The sequence below is a fragment of the Amycolatopsis pittospori genome (assembly GCF_013870525.1).
In the GTDB taxonomy this organism is placed as follows: domain Bacteria; phylum Actinomycetota; class Actinomycetes; order Mycobacteriales; family Pseudonocardiaceae; genus Amycolatopsis; species Amycolatopsis pittospori.
This window is the reverse complement of the sequence record NZ_JACBXD010000094.1, coordinates 1-13,381: the sequence shown is the minus strand read 5'-3', so window position 1 is coordinate 13,381 and position 13,381 is coordinate 1. Positions and strand designations below refer to the sequence as shown.

Annotated in this window: 4 protein-coding genes; 3 read left to right on the top strand and 1 reads right to left on the bottom strand. The window is 66.5% G+C overall.

Annotation, left to right across the window (positions count from 1 at the left end):
- Positions 1-23 precede the first annotated feature (23 nt).
- Entirely contained in the window at positions 24-908 is an 885-nt protein-coding gene (locus H5J31_RS33845) for an ABC transporter permease (RefSeq protein WP_181776748.1), read from the top strand.
- A gap of 9 nt (positions 909-917) precedes the next feature.
- Positions 918-1,724 (top strand): ABC transporter permease, encoded by an 807-nt coding sequence (locus tag H5J31_RS33840; RefSeq protein WP_181776747.1) that lies wholly within the window; start codon positions 918-920, stop codon positions 1,722-1,724.
- A gap of 53 nt (positions 1,725-1,777) precedes the next feature.
- On the opposite strand, the gene H5J31_RS33835 is transcribed toward H5J31_RS33840, so the two are convergent.
- A complete protein-coding gene (locus H5J31_RS33835) occupies positions 1,778-4,759 on the bottom strand; it encodes a PQQ-dependent sugar dehydrogenase (protein WP_181776746.1) in 2,982 nt (993 codons plus the stop codon).
- A 416-nt stretch (positions 4,760-5,175) separates the two neighbouring features.
- Here H5J31_RS33835 and H5J31_RS33830 point away from each other — a divergent pair.
- Positions 5,176-13,381 (top strand): RHS repeat-associated core domain-containing protein (locus H5J31_RS33830; protein WP_181776745.1); only part of this gene is annotated, 8,206 nt, incomplete at its 3' end.

Below are 13,381 nucleotides of genomic sequence, written 5' to 3'. Positions count from 1 at the left end.
GGTCCCATCCCCAGGTGGAGACGATGACGACCACACTCGATTCGCCGAGGCGGAAAGCCTCCGCCTTCCTGTACCGGAAACCCAGGCTGCGACTGGGAATGCTGCTGTCCGCGCCGATGCTGTGGCTCGGCCTCGCCTACCTCGGCGCACTCGCCGCGTTGTTCGTGACCGCGTTCTGGCACACCGACGTCTTCACCGGCCAGGTCGTCACGGAATGGTCGCTGGACAACTTCGTCACACTGTTCAGTGACGCGGTGTACCGCACGATCACGCTGCGAACGGTCGGGATCGCCGCGCTGGTCACGGTGATCACCGCGATCATCGCCTTCCCGATGGCGTTCTACATGGCCAAATTCGCGTCACCGCGATCGCGACGTCTTCTGGTGATCGCCGTGATGACCCCGCTGTGGGCCAGCTATCTCGTGAAGGCCTACGCGTGGCGATCCATGTTGTCCGGCAACGGGGTCCTGCACTGGCTGCTGAACCCTTTCGGCCTCGACACCCCCGGCTACGGCGTGCTCGCCACCGTGATCACCCTGTCCTACCTGTGGCTGCCGTACATGATCCTGCCGATCTACGCGGGCCTGGAGCGGCTCCCCAATTCCCTTGTGGACGCTTCAGGCGACCTCGGCGCGAGGCCGTTCAGGACCTTCCGTTCGGTGGTCCTGCCGGTGACGTTCCCGGCGGTCGTCGCGGGATCGATCTTCACGTTCTCGTTGTCGCTGGGCGACTACATCGCGGTGAAGATCGTCGGTGGCACCTCTCAGATGCTCGGGAACGTCGTCTACGACAACATCGGCGCGGCCAACAACCTGCCGTTCGCGGCGACCGTCGCGACCGTGCCCGTGGTGATCATGCTCGCCTACCTCGCCGCCGTGCGCCGCACGGGCGCGCTGGACAACCTGTAGGAGTGCGCGATGCGGCTTTCCCGGACGACCAAATACCTGCTGCTCGCGGCACTCGTGCTCGGGCTCGCGGTGATCTACTTCCCGCTGCTGGTGGTGCTGCTCAACTCCTTCAACGCGGACACCACCTTCGGCTGGCCGCCGTCGAGCTTCACCCTCGAATGGTGGGGGCGGGCCGCGGAGAACGAGGGCGCGCTGAACGCGCTGTGGACGAGTGTCCAAGCAGGACTCGCGGCGACCGCGATCGCCCTGGTGCTCGGCACGATGGCGGCGTTCGCGTTGCAGCGCTACCGGTTCTTCGGCCGCAACCAGGTGTCGCTGCTGATCATCCTGCCGATCGCGCTGCCCGGTATCGTCACCGGTATCGCGCTGAACAACGCCTTCCGCACGATCCTCGGCATCGACCTCGGCCTGTTCACCGCGATCGTCGCGCACGCGACCTTCTGCATCGTGGTGGTGTTCAACAACGTCGTCGCGCGGTTACGGCGGATGGGCGGCAACCTCGAAGAGGCGTCGATGGATCTCGGCGCCGACGGCCTCACGACGTTCCGCCTGGTGACCTTCCCGATGTTGCGTTCCGCTCTGCTGGCCGGCGGCCTGCTGGCGTTCGCGCTGTCGTTCGACGAGATCATCGTCACGACGTTCACCCTCGGGACCGGGCTCGAAACCCTGCCGATCTGGATCCTGAACAATCTGTTCCGGCCCAATCAAGCACCGATCGTCAACGTCGTGGCGGCGATGCTGATCCTGGCTTCGACCGTGCCGGTGTATCTGGCGCAACGTCTTTCGGGCGATACGACCTCTGGCGGACGACTGTAGAAGAACGCCGGTGCGGCCTTTGCGGGCCGCACCGGCGCTCGACGCTCGTTCATTCAGTACCGACGGTCTTCGATCGCTCCCGTCGAACCGTTGTAGGTGATGTAACCGAACTGGAAGTCACTGCGCTTTCCGGTCGGGGTGCTGTACTCGCCACTGGTGGGGAAGCCGAGATACGACGTCTCCCAGCCGAGATCCCGCCAGCGCAGGCGGATCATGCCCTTGACCTCCCAGGCGACACTCGTTCCCGAACGCCAGTAGATCGAGTGGTCGAAGCCGCCCTGACGGAAGTGGTTGTACTTGCCCTTGTTGCCGGGCGTCCACGTCTCGTCGGTGATCGGGTAGCCGACACCGGTCTGCCAGCCGGTCGCCGCGAAACGGTCGCGAATCGAGCCGTGGATCTCGAAGGCGTCCGTCGACGGCGACCAGTAGATCGAACCGTTCCCACTGAAGTGGGTGTACCGGCCGACGCCGTCCGGCGTGGCCACCTCGTCGGTGGTCGGATAGCCGAAGAACACTTCCCAGCCCAGCGAACGCCACTTCTGCCAGATCCGGCCCATGACGTAATGCGCGCCGGTCGTCGCGGTCCAGTAGATGGAGGCGTTGTTGTTGTTGAAGTGGTTGACACGGCCGATCCCGTCCGGCGTCGTCAGCTGGTCGCTGGTCGGGAAACCGAGCGGCCCGGCCTCGCCGTTGTTCGCCTGCCACTTCGCCCGGATATCGCCGTGGATGGCCATGGCGCCGATACTGGACGTCCAGTAGATCGACGCGTCACCGGTGGTCGGACCGCCCACGAAGTCGTTGTATCGCCCGTTCGCGGCCCTGGCGACGAGTTCGTCGGTCTTCGGCGAACCCAAGAACGCGTGGGCTCCGAGTGTGACGTACTTGGTCAGGATCTCCCCGGCGACGGCTTTCACGTTGTACAGCTGTGTCCAGTAGAGACGGCCTGACGTGTACAGCTGCCAATGCCCGTCACCCTCGATGAGTTCGATGCCCACCGGAGTACCCACCAAGGCGCGGAGAGCCGCCTCGTCCGCGTACCGCTTCTGGATCGGGGTCCGGTAATCCGCACGCAAGCCGAGACCGCCGCTGGGCATGACGATCTGTCGAGTCGGATCTGTGCTCTGGTTGTCCGCCCACTGGACGAAGTTCGCCGCGTCGAGGGAGGCGGCCGGTGCGGTGATCAGAACCGGTGCCCCCACCGTCACCAGACGGCCGGCGTCCTCGTTCGCGCCGATCTTGATCTGGGCCGGGTGGTTCCCGATCACGGTGAGGCGGGCCAGCCGCGGATTCGCGATGTACTGCTTGCTGGCGATGACGTTGCGGACGTTCGCCACGGTGGCGGTGACCACGACGCGGGTGTCGGTCTCGTTCGGGAAACCGATCGAGAACGCGGGACCGGTGGCCGTCTTGAGCTGGTTGATCTCACAAACGGCGTTGCGAGGGCAGTGCTGGCGTTCCGCCCGCCAGCTCACGGTGAGCGGTCCGTCGCCCGGATCGTCTGCCGTGGCACCGACCGAGACCGTGTCATTGGCCGAGAAGACGGTCGGCGTCGGCGGCAGGAGTTCGAGCGTAGGGCTCGCCTCGGTCGGGACGACCGTCTGGCTGGCGCTCGACACGGTGCCGTGCGAGTCGCTGACCGCGAGGCTCACCGTGACCGGATCTCCCGCCGAGTACGCGTGGCTCACGGTCTTCCCGGTTCCGGTGGTGCCGTCACCGAAGGTCCACTGGTAGCTGAGAGCCTCGCGATCCGGATCGTCCGACGTGCTCGCGTCGAACGAGACCGTGCCCGTCGCCGGATCGGTGGTCGCGGTGAACGCCGCGCGGGGAGCCTTGTTGGCCGGCTTGTAGCTCAGCCTGCGCAACTTCGACGTGGCGGCGTCCGCAAGCACGATGTCGCCGTTCGGCGCGGTCAGGACGGATACCGCGTCGCCGATCGCGGAAGCCACGGTGGTGAGGGGCTGGGTGACGGTTCCCTTGTTGTCGAAACCGATGGTGGAAAGGGTCTGCGCACCCTTGTTGGCTACGAAATGAATTCCGCGGAAGCCCTCGGGATAGGAGACTCCGGTGTAAGGAACGCCGCCAACGAGGGTATCCGCGGTTCCGTGCACCGTTTCACCGAGTGGTCCGGCGTTCGCGACATTGTTGCACTCCGGCGTGTCACGATAGCCGGGCGTTCGTGTCGTGCCTTCCCAGCATGGCCATTTCAGGTTCTGGCCGGGGAAAGCGAGGCCGACCTCGTGGCGGGCCGCCCAGCCGATGTCGGTGACGACCACGCCGCCACGTGGGTCCAGCGCGATCCGCGGATCACGGAGCCCGCTCACGTAGTTGCGGCTCTTCCACGACAGCGGTGCCGTCGAGTCGAAGAACGGGTTTTCCGGCACTCCCCGGCCGGCGAGGTCGACGTGGAGGATCTTGCCCGTCGGCTGGGCCGGATCCAGGGCACGCAAAGCGAACTTGTCGACGTTGTCCTTGGTGGCGTCGGTGTGGGAACGGACGGTGGCGTTGTCACCGATGGCGACCCAGAGTGAGGTGCCCGCCGGATCCGCGGCCACGTCCTGGATGCCCTTGCTGTCGGCGTTGACCGGGAACTCCAAGACGATGGACTCCTCCGACAACGACGTGGGAGCGCCGGTTCCGCCCGCTCGCCATTTGCTGAGGCGGAACACCGGGGAGGATCCGGTCGACACCGCGCGAGTGGTGTAGACCGCTCGGCTGCTGACGAAGTCCGGCGCTACCGCGATGCCGGTGAGGCCGAGTGAACCGCTGGTGTGTACCGGGAGTGAGGCGATCTGGATCGGCTGACCACCCTGAGGTGTCACCTGGACGGATCCCAGGCGGCCGGTGGTCAGCGCGCTTCCGTCCGGAAGGTAGGCGGCGTCGGTGAGATCTCCGGCTTGCTGGCCGGTGGGGGTGTCGAACAGGGCGAACCCCGTGGGGAGTGCCGGGGCGGCGTGCGCCACGGGAGCCGTGGCGACCACTGTGCCGAACAGGGCTACGGCGGCAGTGGAGACGATCAGGGATCTTCGAGTCCGCATTGGACCTTCCTTCTCCGAATACGGAGAGTGCCTTGCGCGGAAAAGTGCTCACGAACGCACAAAAATGTGACGACGCGACAGAGTTGCCCATTCTGTAACGCGCCGCGACGATCCGCCCCCAGCGCCCTCGCTTCTGTCTATAAGCACGCCGGACGCTAGCGCCTGGTCAGAGCGCCGTCATTCGGCCAAAAGTGTGATCACGGCCGGGAAGCGAAAAGGGATGTGATCATGAGCACTTCCCGCTAACGAAACTCGAAACAGAACACACGTTCGACTGACTGAGTTGAATGCGGCCATTCGGCCCAAATTTGCGTAATTGTCTTGCTCGGGCTCGGCGTCGCCCACCAATATCAACTCGCCGACCTGCTCTGAAGAGCCGAGGGCTGTCCTGGGTGGGCGTCCCAAGGGGGGAAGTCATGAAGCGGATCCGTCGTAGACCTGTCCTGCGCGCAAGACTCCGGGTGACGCTCGCGTTGCTGCTGATCGTCGCACTGGTCGCGACGCTGGGGCCGGCGGCTTCGCAGCGATTCCCGTCATCGGACGAAGCAGCAGCCGCGGCCGCCGCCGACTCGCCGAAGCAGCAGTCGGGGTCCGCGGAGGGGGTTCCAGATCGGCCGACCTCCGACAGCGCCGCCGCGCCCGCCGTCAACCGGGCGGAGGCCGCTTCACTCCAGTCGAAGTACCCGCCGCTGAACTTCCCCGAGCCCGCCGCGAACAAGCGAAGCAGCGCCCAAGCCGTTCCGCCGCCCGCTACCCAGGTGCGCGGTTTCGACGCGCAGGCCAGTAAGGAACTCCCTCAGCAGCGCACCACGAACAGCAGCGTGTACGACAACCCCGACGGCACGCAGACCACCCTTTACGGCCAGGACCCGCTGAACTTCCCGTTGCCCGGGGGCGGCTACGCCCCCGTCGACACTCGCGCCGTGCCCGACCAGGCGGGCGGATGGCGCAAGGCGGGCGACGAACTCCAGGTCCACATGGGGCAGACGAGCGGGTCGATGCGGGTCAGCGACGCAGCCGGACACGAAGCCGCCTTCACGCTGCTCGGCGCCCGGGCGACGGCCGGACGCGCTGAAGGCAGCACGGTCGCCTACCCCGATGTCCTGCCGAACGCCGACATGCGGGTCGAGCTCACCTCGGGTGCCGCCAAGGAGTGGTTCGTCCTCAAGAACCCCGATGCCCCTCACGCGTGGGAGTTCGCTCTTGACCTGAAGGGCATCGAGGCGAAGATCGCCGACGGTCAGGTGGTCTTCGTGGACCAGGCGGGCGCGGTCGTCCTGCGCGTCCCGGCCGGCTACATGCTCGACTCCAGCCGCCAGGAAAGCGGCGAGCCCGCGACCTCCTACGGCGTCACATACCGGCTCGGGAACCGTGACGGTCGCCAGATCCTCCGCGTGGAACTCGATTCCGCGTGGCTGCGCGACCCGGCCCGGGTCTACCCCGTGCAGGTGGACCCCACCGTGGTCAAGGAGTCCGTCAGCACCGGCAACCTGGTGGTCGAGAACGGTGCCCGGCGCACCAACGTGAACGAACTGCGCATCGGCCGAAGCGGTGGCAAGACCGCCTCGAGTTTCCTCCGTTTCGGTGGTATCGGCGGAGACCTGAAGGACAACCGGATCTTCGGCGCCCAGTTGCAGCTGACCAACTTCTGGTCCGGCTCCTGCACGCCCCGCCCGATGTCCGTGCACCCGGTCACCGCGGACTGGGGCACCTCGGGGACCCCTCCGACCGGTGCCGCTCTGGGCGGAGGGGTCTTCTCGCACGGGTACATGGCGCCGTTGGCGACCCGATCCAACTGCCCGACCGCGCATGAGCTGATCGATCTGGGGGTCGAGGGCCGAAACCTGGTTCAGCAGTGGGCCGGCGGTGCTCCCAACCACGGCCTCGCTCTGCAGGCGCCCCTCGATCCGGCGGCATGGAAGCGATTCACCGGGTTCGGCACGGCCAACCCGCCCCGGCTGTACGTGACCCATTCCCCGTACAACGCCGACTACCGCGTCGACCGCGCGACACCCGAGCCCCCGGTCACTCGCGCCGCTTCGGGCAAGGTCAAGATCACCGTGACCAACCGTGGCGCGCAGCCGTGGACCCGTGCCGATTTCGCGCTGGGTTACCGCGTCTTCGACCGGAGCGGGAATCCGCTCGGCTCCCAGGTGGCCGCTGAACTCCCCGGTGATGTGGCACGTGGGGCGTCCGTGACGCTCGACGCCGAGATCAAGCCGATCGGCGTGGGCAGTTACCTGCTCGACTTCAGCATGTTCCGCAAGCCCGGCGACTACTTCACCGACCACCAGGTCGCGCCGGCCCGGATCGGACTCGACGTCTACGACGTGCCGCCGTTCATCAAGCAGCAGTACCCACCCAACGGCGCTTCCGTCCAGACCCTGACCCCACAGTTGTGGGCGAACGGCATCGACGTCGACCCGCCGCTCGGCAGCACCTTGAAGTATCGGTTCGAGGTGTGCAGGAAGGAGGCGGACGACACACCTGTCGACTGCTTCAGTTCCGCGTACCAGGCGAATCCAACATGGACGGTGCCGGACAAGAAACTGTTCTGGAACAACATCTATCTCTGGCGGTCATTCGCGTTCGACGGTGCCAGCGAGAGTGAACCGCTCCCGTTCAGTGCGATCCTGAGCGCCGTTCCGCAGCCGGCGATCACCTCGCATATGGCGACGACGCCGCACAGCGGATCGGATCGCGATTTCGATCCGATGGTGGGCAACTACTACTCCAGCGCGGTCGACGTCCAGCTCCCTACGGCGGGCCCCGAGCTGAGCGTGACCCGCACGTACAACTCGCTGGACCCGCGGCGCGACCATTGGTTCGGCACGGGCTGGGCGACGAAGTTCGACATGAAGGTGGTCCGTGACTACGCGGGGAACACGCTCGTCACCTATCCCGACGGTCAGCAGCTGCGCTTCGGCCTCAACCCGGACGGGACCTATGCCCCGCCACAGGGTCGTTTCGCGGACTTCGCGTCCACATCGGACGGCGGATGGCGGCTCACCGACAAGTCGGCGACCACCTACCGGTTCGACTCGTCGGGCAGGCTGACCGGATACACCGACGGCGTCGGACGCGGCGCGATCGTCCAGTGGGACGGGGCCAATCTGTCCCGCGTCCTCGACCTGGCCAGCGAACGCCAGCTGGTCTTCCTGGTCCAGGACGGCAAGGTCGCCCACGTCTTCGCTTCCGAGATCAACGGTCAAATCCGGAACTGGAAGTACTTCTACGAAGGAAACCGGCTGAAGCGGGTCGAAGACCCCGATGGGCACAGCACCCACTACGAGTACGCGGACCAGTCGAGGTTCCGCACGGTCGCTAACGACGCGTCGCCCGACGCGTACTGGCGGCTCGGTGACCTGACCGGAGACGTCGCGGTCAGCCAGGTGGCGTTCAACCGGGGCAAGGACAACGGCAAGTACAAGAACGTCGTCCTCGGTGCCCCCGGCGCGCTGCCGGGCTCGGCCGACACCGCCGCGACCTTCAACGGGTCGAGCTCGGTGCTGCAGTTGCAGGACGGTGTGGTCAAGAAGAGCAGGGACCTGGCGGTCGAACTGTGGTTCAAGACCACCGGATCCGGCGTTCTGCTGGGCTACCAGCAGAACGAGATCACCGGCGCACTGCAGAACGCCTACACGCCGGCGCTCTACGTCGGTACGGACGGCAGGCTGTACGGCCAGTTCTCCGACGGCACGACCAATCCGATCCGCACCGCGGCCTCGGTCAACGACGGTAAATGGCACCATGTGGTGCTTTCCGGAGCCCTGGCGACCCAGTGGCTGTACCTGGACGGCGTCCAGGCCGGAACGAAACAGGGCGTGATCGACCACGGAAACCAGACCAAGGTGTACGCGGGGGCCGGGTTCATCGCGGGCAACTGGCCCGCCAAGCCCACCAACGACCACGGGTACTTCGCCGGAGCGATCGACGAGATCGCCGTCTATGGCAAGCCGCTCAGCGACACCGTGGTCCGTGAGCACTTCCAAGCCGCGCAGCCGTCCGAAGGGCTGAGCAAGATCGTCCTCCCCAGCGGCAGGGTCGCCGCGGAGATCGAGTACGACACGGTCAACGAGCGGGTGAAGACCTATACCGATCGCAACGGCGGGGCGTGGAGGCTCGGTGCCCCGGTGATCACCGGCGAGGAGAACAACCTGATCCGGACCGTGAAGTTCACGGATCCCGGGAACCGCGACCACACCTACGACTACGACCCGGTCCGGGGCCGCATTCTGCGGATGGTCACCCCGCTGGGCCTCGGCGTCCGGCCGGAGGACCAGGCCGGGCAGCCGGGGAGCGAGGTCGGTTACGGGATCCGTAGCTACGCCTATGACGACGAGGGCAACCAGAACACCATCGTTTCCGAGAACCTGAACGAGGTCGTCCTCGGTTTCGACCGGCGTGGCAACGTGGCCAGCAAACGGACCTGTCTGATGGCCGGGAAGTGTCAGACCGAGTACTTCGGCTACTTCCTCAATGCGGCGAATCCGCTGGATCCACGCAACGACAAGGTCATGTGGAGCAGGGACGGCAGGTCGACGAACGCCGACGACAACCGGTACCTGACGACGTACACCTACACCGCCAAGGGAGATCTCCTCACCCAGCAGATGCCCGACGGCGGGTCCGTCACGCACACCTACACCACGGGTACCGAGCCGTCGCTCGACAACGTGAGCGTGCCCGTGCCGGCCGACCTGCTGGCGTCGACGCGGGGTGCGCTCGGCGACACCACGGTCTATCGGTACTACCGCTCGGGTGATCTCGGTGAGATCCAGGAACAGGCCGGAATGCGCACCCGGTTCGGCTACGACGTCGGCGGGCGCAAGACGTCGGCCACGGTGTACACGACGGCTTATCCCGACGGCGTAAAGACCACCTACGAGTACGACGCGCTTTCGCGGGTGATCGCGGAGACCGGCCCCGAGACGACGAACTCCGTCACCGGCGTGAAGCACACTGCCCGGACCGTGACGTCCTACGACAAGGACGGGAACGTCGAGCGAGAAGCGGTCTCCGATCTCACCGGGGGAGACCAGACCCGAGTCACCACACGGGAATACGACGATCGCGGCAGGCTCGTCCACGTCGTGAACCCCGAGGGCAAGGAGACCCGGTACGGCTTCGACGTATTCGGCAACCGGACGTTCGTGGTCGACGCGAGTGGCGTGAAGAGATCTTACGCGTACACGGCCAGGAACGAGGTCGCGGAAGTCCGATTGCACGGCTGGCACGGAGGCGTGGTCGACCCGTCCGACGGTGACGGCAGACCCGGAGACGGCGAGGGTGATCCCGATCCCGGCAACTCCAAGCCGACGGTGCTTGAGTCGTTCCGGTACGACGAATCGGGTCGCCAGACCCTGCACGTCGACGCGATGGGCAGGGCGACCCGGAACCACTACTACGCCAACGACCTCATCGCACAGGTGGTGGCCGAGGGGTACCGCGACCCGGTCACCGGCAACGTCCGCGACGTCCTGCTGGAGAACAACAGCTACGACGGCGCCGGGAACCTGACCAAGCAGACCACCGCGGGCAACCGGACCACGACCTACGAGTACGACGCCGTCAGCAGACTCACGGTGACGAACGAGGACTCGGGCGGTCTCGAACGGCGGACGCAGTTCACCTACGACCGCGGCGGCAACGTCGTCCGCTCGGAGAAGTCCGGGAATCCCTCGAATGTCGGCACCGGACAGGCGAATGTCACCGAAGCCACCGATTTCGTCTACGACACGGCCGGAAAGCGGATTCAGCAGACTGTCCACAATGGTCAGGAGAAGCTCACCACGCGGTGGCGGTACGACGAACGCGGTATGCCGGCGGCCGTGACGGATCCCCGAGGCAACCTCGGACAAGAGCCGCTGGCGGCCTTCACCACGAAAATGGACTACGACGAGTTGGCCAGGCCGATCCGGGCCACGGGCCCGCGAGTCCGTACCGAATCCGGCGGCGGCGCGGCCACCGACACGCAGGCGACCATGGTCACCGGGTACGACACCTTCGGCTCGGTCACGCACACGAAGGACCCGGTCGGCCGGATCACGACGGCGCAGTACGACCGGCTCGGTCAGCTGGTCAAGTCGAGCCTGCCGTCGTACACCCCGCCCGGCGCCACGGCGCCTATCACGCCGACCAAGGAAGTCCGTTACGACGCCGTCGGCCGCGTGATCAAGCAGATCGACGCCCGGCAGCACGCGACCGAGCTGCGGTACGACCAGCTGGGCCGTCTGCTGGAACGGCACGAACCGCAGGACGGTGGCACGGCCGCCGGTGTCTGGAAGTACTCGTACACGATGACCGGTCTGCCCCTGTCCGCGACTTCACCGACCGGTGCCCGGGTCGAAGCGACCTATGACGAACTGGGTCGCAAGGTGACGTCGACGGCGGTGGAGCGGTTCCCCGCACCGGCCGCGTACACCACGAAGTACCGGAACGACGACGCGGGCAACGTCGTGTCGATCGAGAACCCGGCCGGCGAGAAGAGCCTGAACACCTACGACAAGCTGAACCAGCTGATCACCGCGGTCGACCCGGCGGGAGTCACCACCCAGCGGGGTTACGACCGGCAGGGTCGTCTCGTCCGGGCGAGCGATGGCGCGGGCGCCACGAAGCGGCTCAACTACGACTTGGCGGGCCGCAAGGTCTCCGAGTTCGACGTCGACGCGCAGTGGACGAGCTCACAGCCGCCGCTACGGGAGCGCAAGTTCACCTACGACCTGGCCGGCAACATGCGTACCGCGGAGGACTGGGAAAAGCGCGTCACCACGTTCGACTATGACGCTGCGAACAGGCTGTCCAGTCAGGTCGAGCCCGTCGCGGACGGCAAGACGATCACGACGTCCTTCGGCTACGACGCCGCCGGGAACCGCACCAGGTTCACCGACGGCCGGTCGAACAAGACCGTCTTCACCTACAACAGCCTGAACCTCCCGGAATCGGTGATCGAGCCGTCCACGGCCGCACATCCCGTGGCCGCGGACCGGACCTGGACGCAGTCCTATGACGCGGCGGGCAACGCGACCCGCCTGACCGCGCCCGGGAACGTGAACCGCGACCGGACGTTCGACGCGCTGAACCGGATGCTCACCGAGACCGGCTCGGGCGCCGAGACGCAGACCGCGGACAAGTCACGGACCTACGACGCGGACGGTCGGCTGCGAGTGGCCGGGAGCAACGCGTACACGTACAACGACCGTGGTGGTCTGCTGACCGCCACCGGTACTTCCGGTGCGTCGTCCTTCGAGTACGACACCGCCGGGCGCGTCACCACCCGGACGGATGCCGCGGGCACGACCCGATACGGCTATCTCAAGGGGCGTCTCGACACCGTCACCGACGGCGCGACCGGAGGCCTGCTGACCTACGGCTACAACGAAGCAGGGAAGGTCAAGACCGTCAACTACGGCGGCGGCCGGGTTCGGACGTACGACTACGACAACCTGGCGCGGCCGAAGTCCGACGTCCTGAAGGAAGCGAACGGGACGGTCCTCTCGTCGATCGCCTACACCTACGACCCGAACGACCGGGTCAAGACGAAGACCACCGCGGGTCTGGCCGGCGCCGGTCAGAACAGCTACTCGTACGACTATCAGGGGCGGATGCTCTCGTGGACCGACCCGGCGGGCAAGGCGACCGAGTACGGCTGGGACGACTCCGGAAACCGGGTCAAGGCGGGCGAGAAGAACGCCACCTACGACGAGCGGAACCGTGTCCTCGCCGACGGCGACTACACCTACGCGTACACGCCTCGCGGTTCGCTGAGCTCACGCACGTCGTCCGGCCTGGAGGAGAAGTATTCCTTCGACGCCTTCGACAGGCTGATCAAGTTCGGTACGACCGAGTACACCTATGACGACTTCGACCGGCTCGCGACCCGAGGCGGACAGAAGTTCTCCTACGCGGGCATGGAACGAGACGCTGTCAGCGACGGTGTCTCGCGCTTCGGCCGCGGTCCCGATGGTTCGCTGGTGTCGCTTTCGCAGGGAACCGACTCCCGGCTCACGCTTTCCGACAGGCACGGTGACGTCGTCGGCGCCCTGGCGCCCGCGTCCGGTGGCGTCGTCGACTCGACGGCGTACGACCCGTACGGCAAGCGGATCGCGTCGACAGGTGCTTCGAGGTCGGTCGGCTTCCAAGGCGACTGGACGGATCCCGACAACGGGAACGTCAACATGGGGGCGCGGTGGTACCAGCCGGGCTCCGGCACCTTCGCCTCGCGCGACAGCATCGATCTCCCGTTCTCGCCGTCGATCAGCGCCAACCGGTACTCCTATGTACTCGGTTCGCCGCTGAACTACTTCGACCCCGATGGTCACGGTTGGTTCAGTGACCTGTGGGACAAGGCGGGCACCATCGTGCACACCGCGCTGGACGTGGCGGGCATGATCCCTGGTATCGGCGAGATCGCCGACCTCGCGAACGCCGCGATCTACGCGGCCGAGGGAGACTGGGAGAACGCCGCTTGGTCGGCGGCGGGTGCGATCCCGTTCGGTGGTAACGCCGCGACCGCGGCGAAGTGGGCCCGAAAGGCGGGCGACTTCATCGGCGGTGGCCGCAGGGCCGGTCGCTACGCCGATGATGCTGTCGACCTCGGCCGTCGCTACGGCGACGACGTCG

Excerpts from the sequence above, each read along its gene's own strand:
- H5J31_RS33845 (WP_181776748.1), top strand. The coding sequence starts at position 24 with ATGACGACCACACTCGATTCGCCGAGGCGGAAAGCCTCCGCCTTCCTG.
- H5J31_RS33840 (WP_181776747.1), top strand. The coding sequence starts at position 918 with ATGCGGCTTTCCCGGACGACCAAATACCTGCTGCTCGCGGCACTCGTG.
- H5J31_RS33835 (WP_181776746.1), bottom strand. The coding sequence starts at position 4,759 with ATGCGGACTCGAAGATCCCTGATCGTCTCCACTGCCGCCGTAGCCCTG.